Annotated in this window: 27 protein-coding genes and 1 pseudogene; 11 read left to right on the top strand and 17 right to left on the bottom strand. The window is 65.2% G+C overall.

Annotated elements, in window-relative coordinates:
- Window positions 1-381: 381 nt before the first annotated feature.
- The 4 genes and pseudogenes from ACFVWL_RS08245 to ACFVWL_RS08230 all read right to left on the bottom strand — a co-directional run.
- Window positions 382-888, bottom strand: a complete 507-nt coding sequence (locus ACFVWL_RS08245) for a hypothetical protein (protein WP_387180865.1) — start codon at window positions 886-888, stop codon at window positions 382-384.
- 719 nt (window positions 889-1,607) lie between these two features.
- Window positions 1,608-2,378: a hypothetical protein gene (locus tag ACFVWL_RS08240; RefSeq protein ID WP_387180862.1), complete on the bottom strand. Its 771-nt coding sequence runs from the start codon at window positions 2,376-2,378 to the stop codon at window positions 1,608-1,610.
- Between the two features lie 58 nt (window positions 2,379-2,436).
- The gene (locus ACFVWL_RS08235; protein ID WP_387180954.1) at window positions 2,437-3,081 is read right to left on the bottom strand and encodes a hypothetical protein; all 645 of its coding nucleotides are present in this window, start codon (window positions 3,079-3,081) and stop codon (window positions 2,437-2,439) included.
- 27 nt (window positions 3,082-3,108) lie between these two features.
- A pseudogene (locus ACFVWL_RS08230) lies at window positions 3,109-3,255 on the bottom strand (DUF2510 domain-containing protein); the annotation flags it as partial.
- 171 nt (window positions 3,256-3,426) lie between these two features.
- Here ACFVWL_RS08230 and ACFVWL_RS08225 point away from each other — a divergent pair.
- A complete protein-coding gene (locus tag ACFVWL_RS08225) occupies window positions 3,427-4,929 on the top strand; it encodes a SulP family inorganic anion transporter (RefSeq protein WP_387180859.1) in 1,503 nt (500 codons plus the stop codon).
- Window positions 4,930-5,004: 75 nt separating this feature from the next.
- Here the strand turns inward: ACFVWL_RS08225 and ACFVWL_RS08220 are convergent, their stop codons facing one another.
- Window positions 5,005-6,090, bottom strand: coding sequence for a type I restriction endonuclease (locus ACFVWL_RS08220; RefSeq protein ID WP_387180857.1), 1,086 nt, complete (start codon window positions 6,088-6,090; stop codon window positions 5,005-5,007).
- A gap of 97 nt (window positions 6,091-6,187) precedes the next feature.
- On the opposite strand from ACFVWL_RS08220, the gene ACFVWL_RS08215 reads away from it, so the two are divergent.
- The gene (locus ACFVWL_RS08215) at window positions 6,188-7,270 is read left to right on the top strand and encodes a hypothetical protein (protein WP_387180854.1); all 1,083 of its coding nucleotides are present in this window, start codon (window positions 6,188-6,190) and stop codon (window positions 7,268-7,270) included.
- Here ACFVWL_RS08215 and ACFVWL_RS08210 read toward each other — a convergent pair.
- Window positions 7,260-7,670 carry a (deoxy)nucleoside triphosphate pyrophosphohydrolase gene (locus ACFVWL_RS08210; RefSeq protein ID WP_387180851.1) on the bottom strand — a complete coding sequence of 137 codons (411 nt, stop codon included), beginning with the start codon at window positions 7,668-7,670 and terminating at the stop codon, window positions 7,260-7,262. The genes ACFVWL_RS08215 and ACFVWL_RS08210 overlap by 11 nt on opposite strands.
- 70 nt (window positions 7,671-7,740) lie before the next feature.
- Here ACFVWL_RS08210 and ACFVWL_RS08205 point away from each other — a divergent pair, with 70 nt between their 5' ends.
- Complete coding sequence (locus tag ACFVWL_RS08205) at window positions 7,741-8,076, top strand: nucleotide pyrophosphohydrolase (protein ID WP_167633700.1); 336 nt, start codon at window positions 7,741-7,743, stop codon at window positions 8,074-8,076.
- On the top strand, window positions 8,073-9,812 hold the full coding sequence (locus ACFVWL_RS08200; RefSeq protein WP_387180848.1) for a DNA/RNA helicase domain-containing protein: 1,740 nt from the start codon (window positions 8,073-8,075) through the stop codon (window positions 9,810-9,812). Before ACFVWL_RS08205 ends, ACFVWL_RS08200 begins: the two co-directional genes overlap by 4 nt.
- On the opposite strand, the gene ACFVWL_RS08195 is transcribed toward ACFVWL_RS08200, so the two are convergent.
- Window positions 9,802-10,422, bottom strand: coding sequence for a MerR family transcriptional regulator (locus ACFVWL_RS08195; protein ID WP_387180846.1), 621 nt, complete (start codon window positions 10,420-10,422; stop codon window positions 9,802-9,804). The genes ACFVWL_RS08200 and ACFVWL_RS08195 overlap by 11 nt on opposite strands.
- Before the next feature lie 70 nt (window positions 10,423-10,492).
- Here ACFVWL_RS08195 and ACFVWL_RS08190 point away from each other — a divergent pair, with 70 nt between their 5' ends.
- Window positions 10,493-10,996 carry a DUF4188 domain-containing protein gene (locus ACFVWL_RS08190; RefSeq protein WP_387180844.1) on the top strand — a complete coding sequence of 168 codons (504 nt, stop codon included), beginning with the start codon at window positions 10,493-10,495 and terminating at the stop codon, window positions 10,994-10,996.
- A gap of 52 nt (window positions 10,997-11,048) precedes the next feature.
- Here ACFVWL_RS08190 and ACFVWL_RS08185 read toward each other — a convergent pair whose 3' ends face one another.
- Window positions 11,049-11,840, bottom strand: coding sequence for a hypothetical protein (locus tag ACFVWL_RS08185; protein ID WP_387180841.1), 792 nt, complete (start codon window positions 11,838-11,840; stop codon window positions 11,049-11,051).
- A 69-nt stretch (window positions 11,841-11,909) separates the two neighbouring features.
- Between ACFVWL_RS08185 and ACFVWL_RS08180 the strand changes: the two genes are divergently transcribed.
- From ACFVWL_RS08180 to ACFVWL_RS08170, 3 genes are read left to right on the top strand one after another with little or no spacing between them, the layout of a single operon-like run.
- The gene (locus tag ACFVWL_RS08180) at window positions 11,910-12,338 is read left to right on the top strand and encodes a polynucleotide kinase (RefSeq protein WP_387180839.1); all 429 of its coding nucleotides are present in this window, start codon (window positions 11,910-11,912) and stop codon (window positions 12,336-12,338) included.
- A gap of 57 nt (window positions 12,339-12,395) precedes the next feature.
- Complete coding sequence (locus ACFVWL_RS08175) at window positions 12,396-13,313, top strand: DUF2268 domain-containing protein (protein ID WP_387180836.1); 918 nt, start codon at window positions 12,396-12,398, stop codon at window positions 13,311-13,313.
- A gap of 4 nt (window positions 13,314-13,317) precedes the next feature.
- Window positions 13,318-14,130, top strand: a complete 813-nt coding sequence (locus tag ACFVWL_RS08170; protein WP_387180835.1) for a MerR family transcriptional regulator — start codon at window positions 13,318-13,320, stop codon at window positions 14,128-14,130.
- Here ACFVWL_RS08170 and ACFVWL_RS08165 read toward each other — a convergent pair.
- The 3 genes from ACFVWL_RS08165 to ACFVWL_RS08155 form a co-directional block, all read right to left on the bottom strand.
- Window positions 14,113-14,379, bottom strand: a complete 267-nt coding sequence (locus ACFVWL_RS08165) for a hypothetical protein (RefSeq protein ID WP_387180832.1) — start codon at window positions 14,377-14,379, stop codon at window positions 14,113-14,115. The two genes, ACFVWL_RS08170 and ACFVWL_RS08165, sit on opposite strands and share 18 nt — an antisense overlap.
- A gap of 11 nt (window positions 14,380-14,390) precedes the next feature.
- Complete coding sequence (locus ACFVWL_RS08160) at window positions 14,391-15,257, bottom strand: hypothetical protein (RefSeq protein ID WP_387180830.1); 867 nt, start codon at window positions 15,255-15,257, stop codon at window positions 14,391-14,393.
- Between the two features lie 117 nt (window positions 15,258-15,374).
- Entirely contained in the window at window positions 15,375-15,947 is a 573-nt protein-coding gene (locus ACFVWL_RS08155) for a TetR/AcrR family transcriptional regulator (protein ID WP_387180827.1), read from the bottom strand.
- A gap of 82 nt (window positions 15,948-16,029) precedes the next feature.
- On the opposite strand from ACFVWL_RS08155, the gene ACFVWL_RS08150 reads away from it, so the two are divergent.
- Both ACFVWL_RS08150 and ACFVWL_RS08145 read left to right on the top strand, forming a co-directional pair.
- Window positions 16,030-17,031: an SDR family NAD(P)-dependent oxidoreductase gene (locus tag ACFVWL_RS08150; RefSeq protein WP_387180824.1), complete on the top strand. Its 1,002-nt coding sequence runs from the start codon at window positions 16,030-16,032 to the stop codon at window positions 17,029-17,031.
- A 105-nt stretch (window positions 17,032-17,136) separates the two neighbouring features.
- Window positions 17,137-17,523 carry a VOC family protein gene (locus ACFVWL_RS08145; protein WP_387180823.1) on the top strand — a complete coding sequence of 129 codons (387 nt, stop codon included), beginning with the start codon at window positions 17,137-17,139 and terminating at the stop codon, window positions 17,521-17,523.
- Between the two features lie 18 nt (window positions 17,524-17,541).
- Here ACFVWL_RS08145 and ACFVWL_RS08140 read toward each other — a convergent pair whose 3' ends face one another.
- The 6 genes from ACFVWL_RS08140 to ACFVWL_RS08115 form a co-directional block, all read right to left on the bottom strand.
- The gene (locus ACFVWL_RS08140) at window positions 17,542-18,018 is read right to left on the bottom strand and encodes a hypothetical protein (protein ID WP_387180820.1); all 477 of its coding nucleotides are present in this window, start codon (window positions 18,016-18,018) and stop codon (window positions 17,542-17,544) included.
- Between the two features lie 96 nt (window positions 18,019-18,114).
- Window positions 18,115-18,558 (bottom strand): NUDIX domain-containing protein, encoded by a 444-nt coding sequence (locus ACFVWL_RS08135; RefSeq protein ID WP_387180819.1) that lies wholly within the window; start codon window positions 18,556-18,558, stop codon window positions 18,115-18,117.
- 53 nt (window positions 18,559-18,611) lie between these two features.
- Window positions 18,612-19,370: a 3-keto-5-aminohexanoate cleavage protein gene (locus ACFVWL_RS08130; RefSeq protein ID WP_387180815.1), complete on the bottom strand. Its 759-nt coding sequence runs from the start codon at window positions 19,368-19,370 to the stop codon at window positions 18,612-18,614.
- A complete protein-coding gene (locus tag ACFVWL_RS08125; RefSeq protein WP_387180813.1) occupies window positions 19,367-19,597 on the bottom strand; it encodes a hypothetical protein in 231 nt (76 codons plus the stop codon). The genes ACFVWL_RS08130 and ACFVWL_RS08125 overlap by 4 nt, the downstream gene beginning before the upstream one ends.
- A gap of 94 nt (window positions 19,598-19,691) precedes the next feature.
- Window positions 19,692-20,888 (bottom strand): MalY/PatB family protein, encoded by a 1,197-nt coding sequence (locus tag ACFVWL_RS08120; RefSeq protein WP_387180811.1) that lies wholly within the window; start codon window positions 20,886-20,888, stop codon window positions 19,692-19,694.
- A gap of 316 nt (window positions 20,889-21,204) precedes the next feature.
- The gene (locus ACFVWL_RS08115; RefSeq protein ID WP_387180809.1) at window positions 21,205-21,660 is read right to left on the bottom strand and encodes a VOC family protein; all 456 of its coding nucleotides are present in this window, start codon (window positions 21,658-21,660) and stop codon (window positions 21,205-21,207) included.
- 117 nt (window positions 21,661-21,777) lie between these two features.
- Here ACFVWL_RS08115 and ACFVWL_RS08110 point away from each other — a divergent pair, with 117 nt between their 5' ends.
- The gene (locus tag ACFVWL_RS08110) at window positions 21,778-22,731 is read left to right on the top strand and encodes a helix-turn-helix transcriptional regulator (protein WP_387180807.1); all 954 of its coding nucleotides are present in this window, start codon (window positions 21,778-21,780) and stop codon (window positions 22,729-22,731) included.
- Window positions 22,732-22,837: the final 106 nt, after the last annotated feature.

The following is a 22,837-nucleotide window of genomic DNA, read 5'->3' as shown; positions in this document are numbered from 1 at the left end:
CATTTGACAAGTGCACGCTGTTGAGTTCTCAAGGATCGGATGCTCCCACGACCCAGCCATCACAGCCAGGCCCGCAGGGCAACTTCTCTATCTTACCGATCTCGTTTCCGTTGTCAAGTCCGAGTTTTTTCTCGGCCTGACCGTGGGAACGGATCAGCACCTTCATCCTGTTCACTCAGTGAGTGTCTGGGATTCGGGAGGTGTTAGCTGCTTGACGGGAGCCGGTCCGAGGACCTCCGCTCAACCGTTTGGGGCGAACAAGTAATAAGTTACGCGGATCCCGAGGATCGGGCAAATCTAGGCTGACCGCCGGGCGTGTCGCGCTGCCGCACCGGGGCGACGAGCAGTCATTGAAGTACCGCGCAGGGGTTCTCTCTCCTTCTACGCGGGGTTGAGGGCCCCCTCGTCATCACGCGTCCACACGAGGTTCGAGCTGTCCCGGAAAGACATCCCCAGGATGCGACGCTTCTTCGACTTTGTCACCGGGCGTATCTCGTCGTCGAACGACCGGAGGCGCGAAGCAAACTCCCACCCGTATGCCTCGGAGCTCTCCCCCAGGTAGTACGCACCGGGAGGCAAGATCGTGAGCGCGATCGGGTGGCGCGCGTTGGCGCGGGCGTCCGTCACGCGCACCTCCACGTCATAGATCGCCTGCTTGGAGGAGTTCACCACGACAACACCGTAGGTAGTCTCCTCCCCCATGCGGGAGGCGACCCACGCGAAGACCTTGCTCGCCTGAGACTGGCGCTCACGAGCAGCCGCCGCTTCATCGCGTCGGGCCTCCACGCCGAACAGTTGACGAGCATGGCGCGCGCCGGCGATCGCCGCCAGAAGGGCGAATATAGCTGTCAGAGCGGTGATGATGTCAGCAAGCGATCCCAGAGGCATGCGACGAGAGTAGGCACGAGCATCACGCAGACTGCTGCCGACCTGCGGAAAGAGGCCTGCGGTACGCCGGCATGCTGCAGGAACAATGCGCCGCCAGCCGCGGTCTCATTCTCCCCCGTCGAGGCTTCTGGGTGGCTTCACTCCTGAGAGCCCATGGCGCTTGCGGCGTCCGCCCGGAAACGTGAGGTTGGCGAAGGGAATCGCTGCGCCCGGATCGATAAGCCCCACTCGCACGTGCGAAGGGAGTCCGGAGACGAATCTCGCGACCATCGCCGCCTCAGCCTCACGCGGATCCGCTACCGAGCCGTAGTGCACCCACAGCTTCGCGGGGTCGAGCATCTTTATCGGCCACCCGCCAGAGTGAGGAGCTCGAGCGCCGATCCTCGTTCGGTAGAACTGACGAACGCGCGTACGCACACTCGTGCTCGCGAGTCCGATATATGCCACAGGCTCTCGTTCGGCCCACATTGCATCGAGCCTGAGCTTCAGCATGGACACCGTCGCGGTCTGACCGTCAACTGCGGTTTCCGGGCGCACGCGGAGGAGGTCCTCTAGGGCACTCGGTCGCAAGGGCGCGGTAGAAAGACCCGCATTCGACGCCGGGCCCTCGACCGTCGACACGATGTACACGCCCGGCCCTGCCTCACTCGGGGGTTCACCCCAGCGCACGACGCCGCGGTTGACGACACCCGCGTGGGCGAAGAGCTCAGCGACCGATGTCACGAAGCCTCTTCGGGCTTCCACTTCTCAATCTCGGACGGTCCCACGGGCCAAAACGTCAACTCGAACGCCGAGTCGCTCGCCTCACCGGTGTTGTAGTCGAAGCCCCCGGCGTAGGAGGCAACCCAGCCGGCCGGTTCCTTCTGAGGGATCGCGGTGATGGCGTAGTCCTCACCGTGCTCCTGCACAAAAGCCTCGTAGGTCGACGGAGACTCCGCGAGGGCAATCTCTCGGTCCATCACGATCTCCGCCAGGAACAGAGCAGACCCTTCGGTGCGGGCAATGTCCTCCAGGATCATCTTGATCTGGTCTTTGTAAGCGTCGGACGCCGTGTCGAGTTCAGCCGAGTAGATCCAGTAGTGGTTGAGAGCAGCGGGACTCTGTCCGGCGTCGACCGCGACCGTCTCGTATTGCGGGCCGGCGTATACGTACACGTCTTCGGGTTCCGGGGACGGTTCGGGGCTGGGCTCAGCCGCAGCACTCGCCTGTGCGGTCGTTGGCTGGGTCGAACCGTCGTCACCGCCGGTGATCAGACTCATGATGAGGATGATGATGAAGCAGATGACGACTACTCCGCCGGCAATTCCGATGACGAGCCACGGCGGTTTCGGCTTGACCTGACGGAAGGTCAGCTGAGTGCGGAACATCGGGAGCTCCGCCTGCGAGACGTACTCCCAGCCCTGCTCCTCCCATTTCGCGATCGACCGGGCTTCTGCCCCTCGGACGGTCGTCACCGTCTTGGTCTCGTACTGGACCTCTTTGTCGACCATGAGACTCGATTTCTTCTTCGCCTGGGGAACGACGGCCGTTCCCCAGAGCGGTGTGCGACTACTGAGCGGTGTTCACAACGGCGCGGGTTGCCTCAACCTGTGCGCGAACCGTCTCGACTGCCGCGAGGATCGACGGGCCATCCTGCGTCGAAATCGCCTCAACCAGAACATCCTGGGCGCCATCCAATGCAAGGAGAGTTGCTGGCCAGGTGGTGGCCACGCTCTCGGGAACATCCAGTGCTTCGAGCTGCCCCTGGTTGAACGCGAGTTCGCCTGAGTTGCTCAACAGGCGCCAGAAGCCGTCCTCGTTCACCGTCGTGACGATGTCATCGAGGTCCTTGAGCATGTCGTCGAGGTGAGAGCCCGCCTGCGCCCGGAATGCGACGGCGTCGACGACCTCGATCACCGGGGCGGCCGGTGGCGTGGGTGTAGATGTCGGCTGGGGTGCAGCCGTCGGCGTCGCCACAACCGGGGCGACGCTCGCGTCGGCGGCGGGTTCAGCACCGCCGCCAGCGCCGATGGCAGCGCCGACCGATCCGACGACGATCACGCCCGCTGCAATCGCCCCGCCGATGATCCACTTCTTCTTCGATCCGGCAGCGTTTGTCCTGGCGGCGGAAGCGGGTGCGGCGACGGTAGCCAGAGGAGCAAATGGAGCCGCGGGTGCGGGCGGAGGCGAGAGCACAGGGGCGGGGAGCGTCACAGCCTCCGCGCCTGTCTCCGGGGCCACTGCGGGCGCGGTGCTCTGCGTCCACTGCGTCCCGTCCCAATAGCGGACCTGACTCGGGTCTTCGGGACTCGGGTACCAACCGGCGGGGACGTTGCTCACGCTGACTCCATGCTGCTGAGGGACCCCAGTTGGGCTCGATCTGACCATAGCGAACCGCGGGGACCGTACTGCGACGGATTCATCACAATCGAGTGACGAACTCGAGACCACCGGAATCTGGGAAAGTAGGCCGCTGAGATGGGATCCTCTCTTCCCCACGGTGCTCGCCCTACGCTGGAGCGTCTGCCTCATTCTCGAGGCGCCTTCCCCAGGAGCTCCATGTCTGCAACGACGGTCGATGATCGTGCCCGCTACCGGGCGAACCCCTCTGTACTGACGGCGCTGAAGAATCCGCGGATGCTGACCCGCGAGGTGCTGGCAGGTCTCGTCGTCGGACTCGCACTCATCCCCGAGGCCATCGCGTTCTCCGTGATCGCAGGCGTCGACCCGAAGGTGGGGCTGTTCTCGTCGTTCATCATGGCGGTCTCGATCGCGTTCCTCGGCGGGCGGCCGGCGATGGTGACCGCGGCGACCGGAGCCGTCGCGCTCGTCATCGCCCCCGTCGCCCCGACGTACGGGCTCGACTACTTCATCGCGACCGTCATCCTCGCCGGCATCTTCCAGGTGATCCTCGGGGTGGTCGGCGTCGCGAAGCTGATGCGGTTCATCCCCCGCAGCGTCATGGTCGGGTTCGTGAACGCGCTGGCGATCTTCGTGTTCAGCTCGCAGTTCCCTCAGCTGATCGATGTGCCGTGGCTGGTGTATCCGCTGGTGGCGCTCGGGATTGTCGTGATGCTGGTGATGCCGAAGATCACCAAGATCGTGCCGGCGCCGCTGGTGTCGGTGGTCATCGTGACGGGAGTGGTGTTGGCGTTCGGCATCACGGTGCCGACGGTCGGCGACCAGGGAGAGCTGCCGCGGAGCCTGCCCTCTCTCTTCATCCCGAACGTTCCGCTGACGTGGGAGACGTTCACGATCATCGCGCCGTTCGCGCTCGGAGTCGCGGTCGTCGGACTGCTGGAGTCGCTGCTCACCGCGAAACTCGTCGACGAGATCACCGACACCCACTCGCGCAAGAGCCGCGAGGCGTGGGGGCAGGGCGTGGCGAACGTGCTGTCGGGGATCTTCGGCGGCATGGGCGGCTGCGCCGTGATCGGTCAGACCATGATCAACGTGAGGGCCTCGGGCGCGCGGACCCGCATCTCGACGTTCTGCGCCGGCCTCTTCTTGTTCTTGCTGGTGGTCGTGTTCGGCGACTTCGTCGGGACGATCCCGATGGCAGCGCTCGTGGCCGTGATGATCATGGTCGCGATCGGGGCGTTCGACTGGCACAGCGTGCGTCCGTCGACGTTGAAGCGGATGCCGAAGAGCGAGACGTTCGTGATGGTCGCGACGGTGGCGCTGGTGTTGATCACGCACAACCTGGCCGTCGGAGTGGTCGGTGGGGTGCTGGTCGCGTCGGTGCTGTTCGTCCGGCGGGTGGCGCGCTTCGTAACGGTTACGCGCGTGCTGTCTGCGGCGGGGGACGTTGTGACGTACGTCGTGGAGGGGGAGCTGTTCTTCGCGTCGAGCAATGACCTGACGACGTTGTTCTCGTACTCGGACGATCCGGATCGCGTGGTGATTGATCTGTCGGGGTCGCATGTGTGGGATGCGTCAACCGTTGCGGCGTTGGATGCGATCGAGACGAAGTATCAGGCGATGGGGAAGACGGTGGAGATCGTCGGGATGAATGAGAGTAGTTCGCGGATGCGCGGGCGGTTGACGGGTGGGTTCGAGTAGGCCTTAACGAGAGCGTGGAGCACGAGAAGAAGTCCTCGTGCTCCACGCTGGCAAACATCGCTGCTCGGTTTCGCGTCAGTCCTTGTACCGACGAACCGCTTCACGAATTCCGTCCGCGTGAGAGTAGATCTCGTCGAGCTCCTCGATCGCGTGGCGCGTTTCAACCTTGTCCTCGTCCAACAACCCCAGGTACTTCTGCTTCCCGTTAAAGTGAAGGCGAGCAACTGGCTTTCGGTTGTTGTCATCGAGCAGTACGGCGAAATAGCTCTTGGCATCGCGATGGGTTACCCGCTGCGGCTTCACCTCGCCGCAAGCGATCGCCTTGACGATCTGGTAGCCCTCAAGTTCCTCGAGAGTGGTCTCGATCTCGGTGTCGCGATCGAGATCTGCCTCCACAACCTCGGCACTCGTCGCCGGCGACGGGTCTGCAGGGTGCGCGATGCCGCTCACCCCGAGCGCGGCCTTCAAGCGGTCATTCACCCGCTCGTTGAGGAACTGATGAGCTGCCTTCCCAACGAGACCGGTGAACTGCTGTCGAACCTTCTGCGTGTATGAGCCGTCATAGACGCGCGTTGCAAAGAACTTGATCCACTCGTCGGTCGGTTCGCGGAACTGGCTCGCAATCTCTCTCTTTAGCGCGCCAATGTACTTCAGCTCTTCCGCAGCGCTGATGATCGATTCGAGATCAAAGCTCTCCTTGCTGAGCTTCTGGATCTCAGGGATGAGGGTCTCATCGATGTCGAGCAGGTCGAGAACGAGGAACGGCTTGCCATCCATGCGGTTCGGGGCATCGAGGTCTGTGTAGAAGTGCCAGAGAACGCCGTTGGTCAGGACAGCGATGCGCGCGTTCGTGACGGAGAAGTATCGGAAGAGCTGAGAGGCGTGCTCGATCTTGAGTGAACCCATCGATGGCTTGCACTCTATGAGGATCTGAACCTCCCCGTCGCGCATGATCGCGTAGTCGACCTTCTCGCCCTTCTTGGTGCCCACGTCCGCCGTGAACTCCGGGACGACCTCCAGCGGGTCAAAAACGTCGTAGCCAAGAATCGTTGAGATGAACGGCATGACGAATGCGTTCTTCGTCGCCTCCTCAGTCCCGATCGCCGTCGCCTGGTTCTTCACCTTCGTCGCGAGGGAATCGAGACGCTCTGAAAACTCCACCGTTGCTCCATCTCTTCGTTGAACACGCTTTGATCCAGACGATAGCGGACCTGGGAGCGCAGCATGGGTGACGCAGCATATCGATATGCTGCGTCGCGTGAGCACTACGACGCCGGCCCGACTCTCACTCGAACTGAACGTCAGCCAGAAGCGCATCCGCGGCTTCCTTCGGGAGCAATACGGCAGGCTGCCCGAAGGCGTCGCCCGGTGGGAACTCGACGACAGCCAGGCTAATGCTGTGCGGACTCGGTTCGCCCGGCAGCTCCCACCCACCGACCCGACGCTCTGGACCCTCGAGATCGGCGACACCGTGCTGCGGCGAGAGATTCACGCCGCTTACGGAGGTCAGGAACAGGGCGGAATCATCACGCCCAGGTCGATTCCCGACATCCTCGTCATCACCAGCCCGGAAAGCGGAGCGAGGCACGGATATGACGCGTTTGAAGGACTACAGGAGGATGGCTCTTTTCTCTACACGGGCGAAGGCCAGCGTGGCCCCCAAATATTCGCGCGTGGGAACACAGCGCTTCGAGACGCGGCCGAGAATGGGCGTCCTATCCGCCTCCTCACGAAGCAAGGCACCTACGTCACCTACGTGGGGGAGTTCACGACAGGCGAGCCGGCGTTCAGCATTGAGACGATCCCGGACTCGGACGGGAATCTTCGCGAAGGAATCATCTTCAAGCTCGTGCCGGTTGACGCCGATGTGGAAGCACTCGATGCGCCATCCACGCCCCTTACAGAAAGTGCACAGGCCTCGTCCTGGACGCCTGCCGAGTCGTCGTCGTACGTCGTTGGAGCACCGCTGGTCCCTGGTGAGCGCGTCGTCTCTCGAATCGAGTTCGAGTTGCAGAAGGACTTCGGACAGTGGATCGAGTCCCGTGGTGAGACTCCTCAGCGCCTTCGCCTGAGCTCCGCAGGAGCCATGATCGAGCCGGATCTTTATGTCTCGGAGTCTGGCTGGATCGTCGAAGCGAAGAAGTCGCCCGCTCGTGAATATGTCCGCACCGCGATTGGGCAGGTCCTCGACTACTCGCTACTCGCTCGGGAATCCGGCAGGCCCGCAGTTCCCGTCGTCTTACTTCCCAGTCGACCGATCGCACATCTCGAGGCCTTGTTGTCCGAGTTGGGGATCCTCCTGATCGTCCGCGACGACGAGGGTTTTTTGGTCATCGAGTAGACGCCCCGGCCGCAAGTTCCGCGACAGATGGCAGGTCTGGAGCGGCCCAATCGAGATCCGTCAGATCGCTACGACGAACCCAGCGCAGTTCATCGTGATCGAGGCTCTGGGTCGGTGGATCTCCGAGCAACCTGGCGCGAAGACAAATGAGGCGGATGGTGCTTTCGCCGACCACGGTGTCATCCGTTCGAAGCGGGGCGGTGACCTCGATGGAGGCGCTGAGCTCTTCGCGTATCTCTCGCACCAGAGCCTCGCTGTGCGTCTCACCCTTTTCGAGTTTGCCGCCGGGGAACTCCCATTTCCCTCCAGCGGCCTTCTCCGGTCGGCGGCGGCACGCAAGGATCTTGCCTTCATGCTCGATGACGGCTGCAACGACCTCGATAACGCGGCTCCCGCTCACTATGCCTCCGAGAGCAAGCTAACAGGGAGTGTCCTCGGGGCCCCTTCTCCGACCCTGCTAGCGTCGCATCATGCCGTCGCCGCAGACTCTCGCCGCCCTTCGCGCCTTCGTAGCCGAACGGGACTGGGACCAGTTTCACTCGCCGGAGAACCTCGCCAAGAGCATCTCGATCGAGGCCGGCGAGCTCCTCGAGTGCTTCCAGTGGTCCGCAGACTTCGACCAAGAACAGGTCGAAGCGGAGCTCGCAGATGTTGTCACCTATTGCATCCACCTCGCGAACAAGATCGGCGTTGACCTCGACGAGATCGTCATGAAGAAGTTGGAGTCGACGAAGGCGAAGTACCCGGTGGAGCTGGCCAAGGGCCGCATGACGAAGTACACCAAGCTTTCCGAGGCGCCGGAGTGACAGATTTCAGCATCCAGCGCCTTCTTTTCCGCCGTGACGCTGTTGATACGTGGGCGCGTGACGACACCCGGCACACCAACTGGCCGGTTGTCTACGTGATCGAAGGCGATGCCCAGCGCAGTTCGCCCGGGCTCTACGTAGGTGAGACGGTGAGTGCTGCTACCCGGATGCGACAGCACCTCGCCGGCTCGAAGAAGAACGAGTCCCTCGAGTCGATTCGCGTCGTCGTGGATCACACATTCAACAAGTCAGTCTGCCTCGACCTTGAATCGCATCTCATCCGTTGGTTTTCCGGAGACGGCCGATACCGCATCCTCAACGGGAACGACGGGCTGACAGACGCGCAGTACTACGATCGCGACCTCTACCGTGAGTCTTTTCGTGACGTGTTTGAAGCGATGCGAGCAGAGGGGCTCTTCTCGCGGAGCATCCCTCAGATCGAGAATTCCGACCTCTTCAAACTCTCCCCCTTCAAAGCTCTGACAGATGATCAGGGCATCGCGATCATGGACATTCTGGAGGGGCTGATCGAAGATCTCGAAGACCCAGGCGCCCGATCAACGCTCGTTGTACAGGGCGACCCGGGAACGGGGAAGACGATCATCGCGATCTTCCTGATGAAATTGCTCGCCGACATCCGCGATTACGACGATCACGACGGGGTCGAGCCAGACTCTATGTTCTCGGAGTTCTTCGTCCCCGAGAATCGCGAGCTGCTCAAGACACTCCGCATGGCGCTCGTGATCCCGCAACAGTCTCTGCGCATGTCAGTGAAGAAGGTCTTCAAGAAGACGCCCAAGCTCGATGCTTCGATGGTGATGTCGCCATTCCAGCTCGGCGAATCGGACGAGGCGTACGACCTCGTACTCGTCGACGAAACCCACCGTCTCGGGCAGCGAGCTAACCAGGCTTCAGGCGTGCAGAACAAGAAGTTCCGAGAGATCAACGAGGCGCTGTTCGGAAGCGACAACCCTCGATACACCCAGCTCGACTGGATCAAGCGCCGGAGCAAGCATCAGCTCCTGCTCGTTGACGGCGAGCAGAGCGTGCGGCCCCATGATCTTTCGCCGGCGGCACTCAATGCCGAGATTGGTGGGGCCAAGGATACGCACCGCTTCTTCCGCCTGACCACCCAGATGCGCGTGCAGGCTGGAGCGGACTACGTCGAGTTCATCCGCGCTCTGTTGCGGGATGAAGCGCCATCGCTCCCCGACCTTGGCGAGTACGAGCTGCGCCTCTTCGACGACCTGGAAGAGATGCGCGATGCCATCCGGCAGAAGGATGCTGAGGTCGGTCTTTCCCGCCTCGTCGCAGGCTACGCATGGGACTGGGCGTCGAAGAAGAACCCGGACGCATTCGACATCGAGCTTGACGGTGAGCGAATGCGGTGGAACGGGACCGATAAGGACTGGATCAACTCGAAGGGGTCACTCGAAGAAGTTGGCTCGATCCACACCGTTCAGGGGTACGACCTGAACTACGCAGGCGTCATCATTGGACCGGACCTCCGCCTCAACCCGGCGACTGGTCGGATCGTCGCTGATCGGGAGAGTTATCGCGACAAGAAGGGCAAGGAGAACACCGGACACCTGAAGGACGCGTTCGGGGACGATGCTCTGTTGACGTTCATCCGGAACATCTATGGCGTGCTACTGACAAGAGGCATGCGAGGGACGTACGTCTATGTGTGTGATCCAGCCCTGAGAGAACGTCTGGCTTCGGCCCTCATGCGCTAGTTCTGTCCCCACCAAACGTCTCCCCCGAGCTCACCTGCTGCGCCACCCGCCGCAGCGCCAACAACAGCGGCTCCACCAGCACCGACCCCAGCACCACGTACCGCACGGCAGCTTCCGCAGACTCCCCCGGCACCCCCGCGATCTCCGCATCCGCAATCCGCCGCATGCTCGCGAGGTACTCCGCCATCACCGCGTCCTGCACGCTGAACCCGACGCGCTCCAACCCTTGCAGCGCTCGCGCCACCGCATGCAGCACGGCCGGGTCGCACATCCCGGGCTTCCACCCGAGCCCCGCGACAAGAGCCTCGGCCTCCGTCAGATCCAACGCCTCATCCACCGGCGGAGTGATCGCCGCATGCGCTGTTCCGAGCAGGTCGTTCGCACTCGCCGGCGGATCGTCCAGCGCGCCGAGCACCCGCCGCGTCTCGGCGATGCTCACGCCGGCGTCGAGCAGCGCGCGGATCACCCGCAGCCGCTCCACGTGCTTCTCGCCGTAGGCGGCCTGAGTCGCAGATGACCGCTCCCCCTCGGGCAGAAGCCCCTCGCGCAGGTAGTACTTGATCGTCGGTACCGTCACGCCTGTCTGCGCGGACAGTTCGGAAATTCTCATGGCCACCTCTTGACTTCGATAGTAGCGCTATCCATTATGGATAGTGAAACTATCCAACCAAGGAGTCATCATGTCGAAAGCCATCACGGGCCGCATGACCCACCGCCACGAGGGCGAGCTCGTCGTGTTCCACATCGGGATGCAGATCAACCGCTGGTGGCGCCCCGACCTGTGGATGCCGGCCTTCTTCGCCATGCCGGGGATGCTGCGCGAACTCAGCACCGACCCCGACTCGGGCATGCTCGGCTACCACCTGCTCTTCGGCTCAGGCGGACCCTACGTCGTGCAGTACTGGTCATCCGTCGACAAGCTCTACGCCTACGCGTCCAGCCCGAACCAGGAGCACCGCCCCGCCTGGACCGCCTTCAACCGCGCAGCCCGCAAGGCTCCGGGAGCGGTGGGAATCTGGCACGAGACCTTCCGCGTCGACACCGCTGAGAGCGTCTATGTGTCGACGAAGCCAATGGGGTTGCCGAAGGCGACGGAGCTGGTCGAGGTGCCGCGCCGTCAGGACCGGGCGCAGGCGCGGTTCGCGGAAGGGCGGACCGATGCAAGCCGCTCAACCGCTGGTTGACGCCCCCGGAGGACATCCGTGACCCGGGGGCTACTGGCGAGGCGCCGTGTGACTACGCCCGTCGACGCCGCTGCACTCGGGGACGCGGAAGGGGCGCTCGCTTCGGCCGAGGGTTCGAGACTTCCCCGCCCGCCTGAAACGCCTCAAAATGCGCCCGGCGGGACTCATCTTTGGCGTGACCATCGCGCACGTAAACCGACAGAGATCCGTGGATGCTCTCGCTCCACTTCTTCATGATCCCGCGCATGTCACGGAGCGCTTTCGCTGAGTCATGCTCGCCGTACACCTGAACCCACCTACGCGTCTTGTAGACGGCCCAGTCGAGCACTACCTCGGATTCGCGGCTTTCGCGATCGATGCCCTCGTATCGAACGAGCCCGGCATGTCGATCGGGATGTTCAGAAGAACCGCGCTCACTCGCGCTGTCCCACATTGTTCGCCACTCCTGGCCGGGTGCGAGCACGGGAATCGGATCCGGAACCGCGACGCGTTCACCACCTGCAGTTCCGTCTGAACGCACGGGCCACGGGTCGAGCTCGAGTCTCACATTTTGCGCGGCCGTCTGCCCATAGTTCTTGACGACGAGATCAATGATCGCCGGAGTGGCACCGGATGGCTCCGTATAGGCGACGACGTACGGTTGCGAGCGCTCCTTTTCCAGTTCCCTTGCCTGCCGGCGCGCGGATTGGGCCTCGGCCACTTGACCGCGAGCGTACGTCAGAGCGAACACCGCGACTACCAGCGTGAGGATGGTCGCGCCCGCGGTGATCCAATCCGCCACGTTCGGAGACTCAAGAGCTTCGATCAACTCAGCGAAGAGCACTGGAAAGTCGACGGAATCCATGGTCGCCATGATCCCAGATCAGCGATTCCCTTGGACAATCCGCCCCCAGAGGACAAGTACCCTCGCACCATGCCCACCGATAGCCCTCGCGCCTGGATCTTCGACGTCGACGGCACTCTCGCCCTCATCGGCGACCGCTCGCCGTACGACATGCGAAACGTGTCGATCGACACCCCGAACCACCCGGTCGTCGTCGCAGCTCAGGCGTTCGCCGCACACCCCGACGTCGATGCCCTGATCGTCGTCTCAGGCCGCGACGAGACCGCCCGTCGCGCCACCGAGGCCTGGCTGACGTTCAACGAGATCCCGTTCGACCGCCTCCTGCTCCGCCGCACCGGTGACCAGCGCGCCGACAACATCGTGAAGGCCGAGATCTACGACACCCACATCGAGCCGCACTTCACCGTCATCGGTGTCGTCGACGATCGCCGCAGCGTGGTCGAGATGTGGCGATCGCGCGGACTGACCTGCTTCCAAGTCGCCGAAGGGGACTTCTAGCCCACGCGACCCACCCTGTTGACCTTGTCCCGACGTCAATGTTTACAGTCGATCGACATGACCATTTCATTGATCGACAGCGCATCCGTGATGACGCACATCCTGAATGCAACCCCCGAGGCGCGCCCCGATCTGGTGCGCGAGATGTGGGCTCCGATGGCCGGGATGTACCACTTCATCCCCGGCGGGCTCGACATGGCCGACGTGCATCGGCAGAACTTCGGGTTCGATGCAGACGCCAATGCCGACCGACTGGGTGAGGGACTCGATGCCCTCATCACCGCTGACGCGTGGCGGCGCATCGAAGCGGCCCTCGAGACGGGAATCGCCGCTCTGAAGGCTGCTACCCCGGGCCTGGCCGTGCCCGACCTGACCGTGCTCCTCATTCTCGGCGACCCGAGCAACGACCACTTCATGACCGAGGTGCAGGGCCTCTCTGGGTTCGGCGGCATCAGCGGCTACATCGCCCTCACCGTCTGGCCGACCCCGCGCGTGCTCGACCGACTCGAAGCCATCGCCGTGCATGAGTTGCACCACAACGTCCGCTACTCACCCGGCGGCGTCGTGTGGAACCCGTCCACGGTGACGGTGGGCGAGCACGTCGTGTCCGAGGGCCTTGCCGACGTGTTCGCTTCGGAGCTGTACGGCGACTCGGGGTACACCCACTTCGTCTCCGAGCAGACCCGCACCGACGACGCCGTGCTGGCCAAGGTCGCTACCGGCCTCGACGTCACGGGGATGCAAGACTTCGCCGCCTGGGTGCTCGGCGACGCGACAGCCCGGCTGTTCGGGGCGGAGCCGGTCGGCCTGCCGACGGGAGCCGGCTACGCCGCGGGTGCACGAATTGTGCGGGAGTATCGTGAAGCGACCGGCCGCACGGCCGCTCAGTCCGCGCGAACCCCCACAGCCGACATCCTGTCGACCGCTCTGCCGAGGCTCGGACTCGCCGGCATGACCGCCGCTGAGCATCACTGAAACCGTGGAGACCGCGATGGAGTGGACCGTCAACGAAGTCGCCGAACGTGCGGGCATCAGCGGCCGCACCCTGCGCCATTACCACCGCATCGGACTCCTCCCTCCCGACCGCGTCGGGTCCAACGGCTACCGCTACTACGGACCCGACGCGGTCGCTCGACTGCAGCGCATCCTGCTTCTTCGCGACACCGGCATGCCCCTGGCCGAGATCGCGTCGGTCCTGGACGCCGCAGAGACTCCCGCCGCCGAGATCACCGCGCTCCGATCGCACCTGGAGCAACTGGCGGCTGAGCGCAGCGCTGTCGATGACCGCATCGCCGCGGTCGAGCACACCCTGAGCATGCGAAGCCAGGGCCGCGAACCGCAGATGGATGTGATGCTGCAGGGCTTCAACGACGGCTATGAGACGCAGGTCGTCGAGCAGTGGGGACGCGAGGCCTTCGAAGCGTCCAACCGGTGGTGGCACGGCAAGTCCGTCGGCCAACAGAAAGAGTGGAAGGCGAGGACGGACGCCCTCCTCGCGCGCTGGCGCGCCCTGCAGGAAGAAGGCCATGAACCGGGCTCCCCGGATGCGCGCGAGCACGCCGCCGCTCACCTGGAGTGGTTCGCCGAGATTCCCGGAACCCCCACCCACTCCGGCGACGCCACGAACTCCGCAGCGATGGTCCTCGGCATGGCCGACATGTATGCGGAAAACCCCGACTTCCACGTCACGTTCGGCAGCGAGGCCGCCGCGAGATTCGCCGCCGACGCACTGCGCCTCCACGTGCAGGAGCACCGGCTTCGCATGCCAACCAGGTCACGGCTTCCGTCGTGAATTGCGCACGGCCACGGAGCGATTGGTGAGATTGACGCCGATCACAAAGGCCAGGAGCCCGATCACGAGGTACGCCGGAAGCGCGTCTCCGGCCGCGCTGTCGAGGTTTCCCGACGAACCGAACCACGCAAGGACCGCGAACCACACCAGAACGGGAACGATGGCGAGAAGAGTGCCGAGCTTCCTGCCCGCTCGCCCCACCATCACTCCCCAGAGGAGAAGAGCTACGCCTACCGCGACATAAAGCATGATGTCTATCTCTAGCAGTTCCTCACCCACGGCCACCACACACCCGCCGGCCCACCAACGCCGACAACGTAGTGGATCGAGATGCATCGGTTGCCCACCAGTTGTGTCGCACCGATCGCGGCGACTGTTGTACACGCGACTTGAAGGAGCTTCGCAAATGGCACAGGTGACTTGCTCAGCACGCCAGCGCAGGCCGCGTAGCCTCCGACGGCCAGGCGGCTCTCAGCCTTGTTCAGGTGGACCTGAATGTACGGTCCAAAGAACTGCACCGTCGGATCTGCGACAACGGGGAAGGTCGCTCCAGTCGTGTCGACGATCTGCGTGAGGGTTGAACCGGAGATCTCATAGTGCGTAGGTAGCGGCTGACCCGCTGCATCGATGGCCCAAGGAGCTTCGACACCACCCACGAAGCCATCAGCATCCGAAACCGACACCGACCCGTCGCCGAGGAGCAGCAGCTGAGTGCCGCTCTCGAAGGTCCACTCGGGATACTCCTCAGGTGGAGCAGACAGGATTGCCGAGAATCTCGTCGCTCCTTCCTCAGGAAAACTGACTGCATAGGTGACGGAGTCGCCTTCCGCGATTGCGTACTGGTCCGCCTCGGAGATCTCTGCCCCTTCGGAGCCACCCAAAGTGACTTCCGAATCGATTCCATTCAGAGCGACCGATGTGTCAGGGCCGTCCGCCTGCAGCATCGGCAACCCGACGTCCGACGGCGTGGGAGTTCCTACCGCAGCAGTCTCAGCGTCCTCGAGAACATCGGCGATATCGCTCGGCTCCCCCGGGACGGCCGCCTGCGCAGTAGCGGGAAGCAGAGCGAGAACAAGACTGAGTCCACCTGCAAGGAGAATGCCGCGAGATCGCATTGCTTGTGTCATGTGACACATGAAAGCACACATATGAGGTCATAACCGATATTCTCGACCACAGCGCATCTGTCGAGTGCAGCATTGAGAACCGCGAACGTCGCGCCACTCAGCAATCCAGCGAGAGGCTCAGCCCGCCGCAATCCCCCGCAACAACCGCACCACGGTCTCTTCCACCCGCTCCGCACTCAACGGCTGCCCGATCAGCGCGGAGTACGACGCCATCGCGATGAACTGATCCGCGATCGCGGCAGCATCCACATCCGCCCGCACATCCCCGTCGGCACGCCCGCGCGACACCCGCTCGGCCACCCACTCGCGAATAGGCGCTGCCAGCCGCTCGTTCAACACCAAGCCCAGCTCGGGGTCGGCCGCCGTCACTTCGATGAGCGCCCGCGCCAGCGCCACACCCTCGGGCCGAGCCAGCCCGTCAGACATCGCCGAGAACCACGCCCGCAGGTCCGCACCGAGGTCGCCCGTCATCGGCACCGACACCTCGGCGCCCGGCAGCGCTCCCTCGAGCAGCGCCTCACCGAGGATCGCGGCCTTCGACGGCCACCACCGGTAGATCGTCTGCTTCGAGACCTCGGCGTCGGCGGCGAGACCCTCGATCGTCACGGCCTCGTAGCCGTCTGCGGCGAGCGCGCGCCGCATCGCCTCCAGCACGGACTGGCGGGCTTTCTCACTGCGAGGACGAGGCACCTTTCGAGCGTACTCAGGCGTACACTGGAACATAAGTAGACGCACCGTTGCGAAACGCGAAACTCGAACAAGGAGAAAGAGCATGGCCCTCACCGCACACTCCACCATCGGCGACTGGATGAACGACCCGACCGGCGGGCCTCTCATCCGCGCGCTCTTCGAGAAGACGGGTGCCGACCCCGAACTGCTCACCCCCGTACTCGGCCTCCCCCTGCAGCAGCTCGTCGCGATGAGCCAGGGTCAGCTCCCCCAGTCGGTCGTCGACGACCTGGTGCGCGCGGCCAACGACGGCGAGATCCCCGAAGATGACGCCTCCGAGGGCTGGACCGAGAAGGTCACCTCCGGCCGCTTCGCCGGCAAGACCGTGATCGTCACCGGCGCCGCCTCCGGCATCGGCAAGGCCACCGCCTCCCGCATCGCCCGTGAAGGCGGACGCGTGATCGCCAGCGACATCGCCGCCGAGAAGCTCGACGCCCTCAAAGCCGAGCTCCCGGACGCCGACATCGTCACGGTCGCGGGCGACCTCACGAAGCAGGACGCGATCGACGCCGTCCTCGCCACCGCGGGCGACCGCATCGACGGCCTCGCGAACGTCGCCGGCATCAACGACGACTTCTCCCCCGCGGGCGAGACCCCGGATGCCGTCTGGGACCGCGTCATCGCGATCAACCTGACGGCTCCGTTCAAACTCATGCGCGCGGTCATCCCCGTCATGGAAGCTGCCGGGCGCGGCGCGATCCTCAACGTCTCGAGCGAGGCGGGCCTGCGCGGCAACGCCTCGGGCAATGCCTACACGGCCAGCAAGCACGGCATCATCGGCGTCACCAAGTCGGCGGCCTTCATGTACGGGCCGAAGGGCATCCGCGTGAACTCCGTCGCCCCGGGCGGCGTCGCCACCGGCATCCCGATGCCTCCGAACATGTCGGAGTACGGATCCGGCCGCCTGGCCCCGTTCCAGCAGGCCATCCCGACCGTGGCGACGGCCGAGCACCTGGCGGCCTCGATCACCTTCCTGCTGTCGGACGACGCCGTGAACATCAACGGCGCCATCCTCGCCTCAGACGGCGGATGGTCGGTGCAGTAAGCCGCACCCGCGAGACCAACGCCCCGCCGACCCGAACGGCGGGGCGTTTCGCGTATCCGGCATCCCCGATAGCCGTGTCCGCGCCCTCGACCTAAACTCGTCGCCATGCTGAAGCTCGTGTCGGTCGTGATCCGCGTGAACGACCTCCCCGCGCAGTCCACGTTCTGGAGGGCAGCGCTCGACTACGTCGAACGCGACCCGGCCGAAGACGACTGGGTCGTGTTGAAGCCGCGCGATGCCGACGCTCCCTGCATCGCGCTCGACGCTCACCACTCCGAGCGGGTGCTGCCTCCGCGCATCCACCTCGACATCTACGCCGAGGATCAGACCGCCGAAGTGCAGCGGCTCCTCGACCTGGGCGCGCGCGAGGTGCACTGGGACGGCCGCCCGGCCGACGCCGACTACGTGATCATGGAAGATCCGGAAGGCAACCGCTTCTGCATCGTCGATCGCCCCGACTGGCGGGGTTGGGAGCGCGCGGGCGAGGGGTGACCCCGCGACGCGCCGACGTCACTCCTGCGTGAGGCGCACCGTCATCGTCGTGCCCATGGCCGTGACGTCGTAGGAGAGCTCGCCGTTCTCGAACGTGAACGTCTTGGTGTCATCGCCCGACGCGAGGATGGCCGAGTCGGTCTTGGTCTTGTCGTTGGCCGAGTCCCAGGCGAACGAGGTGGAGCCGTCCTGCGGAACCTCGACCGTGCCCGCCCAGTAGAGCGACTTGGTGTCGGGTGCGTTCCAGAAGACCTCGATGGTGTCGGCGGTGATCGTCGCCGTCTGAAAGCTCTCGGGATCGTTGGAGTTCGACTGCTTCCACTCGCCGGTCAGGTCGACGGGCTCGGGCGCCTCCTGCTTCTCCTCCGATGTCGACGACTGCGTGTCGCCCTTGGGGCCATTCGACGCCGGCTCACCACTGCACCCGACGACCCCCACCCCGAGCAGCGCAAGGAGAGCGAAGGCGGACACAGTCTTGGCGGCAGCAGCGTTCATGATTTCTTTCTGAGGAGGGAGTCGAGCGACGACTGTGACGCTAGCAGACCCCGGGGGAGTACTCGCATCCGCGCAGTTCGGCGTGAGAGCGACCCATCACGCGTCAGCCAGCATCCGATCCACCCACACCGGATGCGGCAGCTCTTCGATCTCGTCACGCGTGAACCATCCGACCTCGACGACCTCGTGCTGATCGGGCACCGGCGGGTCGAGCAGCTCGCACGCGAACGCGGTCGACACGTATGACACGCGATCGCCGTTCGGATAAGTCACGACGAGCGATTCACCGCCGAAGGCACCGACGATCCCCGTGATGCGGATGCGTGCGCCGATCTCCTCCTGCACCTCGCGAGCGATCGCCTCATCCGGATCCTCGCCCGGCTCGACGCCTCCGCCGATCAGACCCCACTCGTCCGACCCCGACGTCCGCGCAAGGAGGAACCGCTCCCCCTCGCGGATGACCGCGGTCACACCGGGCAGCAGAAGGAGGTCATGACCGATCCGGGCGCGGATCGACTGGACGTAGTCGGAGAACGGCATGGCGGGAGCCTAGGTCGGCCGGATGCCCATCTGCACGACGGGCACCGGGTCGGTCAGACTCCCCGCACCCGCGCCACAGCCGCCCGCACGAGGGCGGCATTCCCCGGCGCGGGCGCACCGTCGGGAAGCAGCAGAGTGTCTTCCAACCCGATGCGCGTCGCACGTCCGAGCTCGACCGCGAGGTCGAACACCGGCCACGTCGAACCCTCTTCACCGTGGAGCAGGATCGGCAGATCAGGCTCCTCGAGCTCGACGTGCGCGATCATCCCCTCGGCGTGCTCACGGAGCAGCTCGGTCGGCTCGTCGGGGAGCTCGATCAGCACCCGCAGGCACTCACCTCTCACGGGCGAGCGTTTCCACACCTCGAAGCCGGCCGCATCCCAGAGTCCGGCCTCGACCGCGACGCCGCGCTTCAGCAGCAGGGCAGCCACCTCGTCGGCCCCAGCCTCGTGCCAGTTGACCGAGGCGTGATCGGGCAACTCCGTCCACGCCTCGATGACCGCGAGACGACGCTCGACATCGGGCTCGGCCCACGCTCCCGTGGTCACCCCGACCGGCACCCCGGGAATCGCGGAGCGCACCGCCCACACCCACCGGGCGACATCATCGGCGGCGAGACTGTCGCGCCCGGCCGCATCCTTCGGGTGCACGTGCACCTCCTGCGCTCCCGCAGCGACGGCACGCGCGGCATCGTCGGCCACGACCGAGGCGTCCGCACTCAGCCACGGGTGCTCGACCGGCTCGCGGGCGCCGTTGACGCATGCCTGCAACAGCATCCGTCGGTGGGGGTCGGAGTCCGACGCCACCGTCATCGGCCGATCAGCTCGCGCGGGTGCAGGTCGTAGGCGGAGGAGTCGGCCGACGGGCCCTCTTCCGTGCGCACCGTGTGCTTGACCTGACGCGCGACCGCCGCACTGCGACCGACCTTCACCGCCTCGGCCTCGCTCACGAAGCTACTGCCCAAAGTCTGGGATTCGCCCTCGATGCGGTTGAACCAGATGCCGTGGCGGTGGAACGTCTCGATATCGCCTGCAGCCATGCGGGATCCCTTCTCTCGCGTTCCTTTCTACGTCAGGCGTCCGACACTGAAGAGGGCCTTGACAGCATCCGCGCCGCCATCCGACGCCCCTCGATCAGGCCGCGAGACCAGCCCGACGCACCGCATCGCCCATCGCCGCGAACGCCTCTTCGAGGATCGGACGGGGAGTTGCGAACACGACCCGCGCGAAGCCCTCGGCACCGCGCCCGAGCAGGCGCCCCTCGGTCAGCACGACCCCGGCCTGCTCACGGAAGAACTCAGCCGGCGGTCCCGGAATCCCCAGCGCAGAGGTATCGATCCATCCGATGTATGTCGCCTCGGGCACCCGATACACGGCTCCGGGAAGATGCTCGTCCACCAGCGATGCGAGCTCGCGGCGCGATCCGTCGAGGTACTCGATCACCTCCGTCAGCCACGGCTTCCCCGACCGATACGCAGCCGTCGAGGCGACGACACCGAGGGTGGCCGCACCGTGCTGCACCGCGAAGCCGAACCGCTTGTACAGCTCCTGGTCGGCATCGTTCGAGGTGATCAGCTGCGCGGTCTTCAACCCGGGGATGTTCCAGGCCTTCGACGCACTCGTGCCCGTCACCGTGTGCGCGGCCGTCGCCTCCGACACCGACGCGTAGGGCACGAATGGCGCACCGTCGTATCGCAGTGGCGCGTGGATCTCATCCGCGAACACCCGCCCGCCGTGCCGCTCGACGATCTCGGCGATCGCCTCCAGCTCCTCGCGCCCGACGATCGTGCCGGTCGGGTTGTGCGGGTTGCAGAGCACGAGCGTCCGCGCCCCCGCGGCGAACGCCTCGTCGATGCGCTGCAGGTCGTGCTGCCAGCGCCCGTCGACCTCGACACCCGGCACCTCGATCACCGGATGCCCGATGGCAGGCAGATACGTCAGGAACGGCATGTACGCCGGAGTCGGCACGATCACGGGCGAGCCCGCCGGCGCATACTCCTGCACGGCGACCCCGAGCGCGGCCATCACGTCCGATACCGGATGCACCCGCTCCGGATCGACCGTCCAGCCGTACTCACCCTGCATCCACTCGGACGTCGCCTCGCCCAGCTGCGCCGCCTGCGGAGGTGAGAGGTAGCCCAGGTTCTCGCCGTCGATCGCCCGGTGCAGCGCCTCCGTGATCTCGGGAGCCACCCCGAAGTCCATCTCCGCCACCCACGCCCCGATGTGTCCAGGATGCAGACTCCACTTGCGGCTCTGCGGCCGATCGAGGAAGAGACGGGTGCGCGCATCGAACGGATGCGAGGGAAGAGACGAACGGTCCGCGGTCATGGTCGAAGTTCCCGCCGGCTCAGCCGACGGCGTCGATACAGGACGTGTGCAGGACGCGGATCTCGGACACGGGGACTCCATTCGCAACGGGTCCCACCAATCTACGGATACCGCTGTGCCGTCGCATTTCGCGTTTCCATCCGTGACGCGATTCCGGGCCCCGCCGAGAGACGGCCCCGACCGGGGCACCGGCCGGGGCGTGAACAACTCCGGAGAATCACCCCGCAGATGGCTCGAATCGCCTCTCGGAACCGGATCTGCAGAAGTTCTCCTGAGTTATGCACGCGACTCCCGGGACAGTGCCCGGAACCGAGGCTCAACCGGCGACGTCGAGCACCCAGGTCACGCCGAAGCGGTCGGTGAGCATGCCGAAGCCAGCCGACCACGCCGACGCGGCCAACGGCTCGACGATGGTCGCGCCCTTGGAGAGCCCGTCCCAGTAACGCTGGATCTCGTCGAGGGAGTCGGCCCGCAGCGACTGGAAGAAGGTGCGGTCGGTAATGGTCGCTCCGTTCTCACGGCGCGTGGCCCCGGCGGTCGCCGCCGGGTCCTGGTCGTCCTGGCCCGGGATGTCGTAGGCCATCAGGCGGATGGCCGTGGGGGACTCGAGCTGCCCGAACACGATCTTGTCGAAGCCGGGGATGCCCTCGGGCATGCCGAACTGTCCGTACGTCGCCGCGGTCACCTCGCCGCCGAAGACTGACTGGTAGAACTCCAGCGCCTGGCGGGCCGTGCCGCGGAAGTTCAGGTGGGTCGTGGTGCTGATGGTCATTGGGGTCTCCTTCTGCTGCGTTTCTTCTGCCGCGCTCCTCCGTTCGGGACCGCGTGAAAGCAACGATCCCAGCGGTAGCGGTCGGTTTCTGTCCTCTACTTCGATCAGACTGAACCCATGACCGGAAGCTCGTCACGCATGCTCGCGCTGCTGTCGCTGCTGCAGACACCGCGGGACTGGCCAGGCCGCGTGCTCGCCGAACGGCTGGAGGTCAGTGCGCGCACGGTGCGCCGAGACGTGGACCGCCTTCGCGAGCTGGGCTACCGCATCGGTGCGATCAAGGGTCCGGACGGCGGCTACCGTCTCGCGGCCGGATCGGAACTTCCTCCCCTGCTGTTCGACGACGACCAAGCAGTCGCGATCGCCGTGGCACTGCAGACGGTGCCGTCGAGCGGGATCGACATCGACGAGGGCGCCGCCCGCGCACTCGCCACCGTGCGCCAGGTGATGCCGTCCCGCCTACGCCATCGCGTCGACGGCATCCGCTTCACCGACGCCGAGAACACGACCAGGGTCGCCCCGGCGGTGCTGGAGGCGGCGAGCGCGGCCGTCCGCGACCTCCAGGTGCTGCGCTTCGACTACGGCTCCGACCGGGACCGCCCCGCCCGACGCACCGAGCCGCACGCCGTCGTGGCGCGCGAGGGACGCTGGTACCTACTCGCGTGGGATCTGGAGGCCGAGGACTGGCGCACGTTCCGCCTCGATCGGATGGCACCGCGCATCCCGACCGGACCGTCATTCACGCCGCGCCCCTTGCCTGCCGCGGATGCGCAGACCTTCCTCGCAGCGCGGGCGAAGGGCTCGACGGCGGAGGACCGCTGGCCGTGCGTGGGGGAGGTCGTGATCGCGCTTCCTGCTCGCGATATCGCGCCCTGGGTCGGCGACGGGGAGCTGGAGGAGCTCGCCGACGGCTCGTGCCGCGTGATGGTCGGGTCATGGTCGTGGGTGGGCGTGCTGGCCTCGGTCGCGCGGTTCGACGCACCGTTCACCGTGGTGGGTCCGCCAGCACTGCGGGAGGCTGCCGCACTGCTGGCCGAGCGGTTCGCCGCGGCGGATGACTCGCCCTCTTGATCCTTCGAGTTTCACGACCTTTCCGCATTTCCCGGCGCGAGGCCGCGACGGAGCGACATCCGTTCCGAGATTCAAGTTTGCTGACCTTATGACAAACTTTGCCATC

The sequence above is a fragment of the Microbacterium sp. NPDC058269 genome, assembly GCF_042881445.1.
GTDB lineage: Bacteria > Actinomycetota > Actinomycetes > Actinomycetales > Microbacteriaceae > Microbacterium.
The sequence above is the reverse complement of the archived record's forward strand: the minus strand, read 5'-3'. Positions and strand labels throughout refer to the sequence as shown.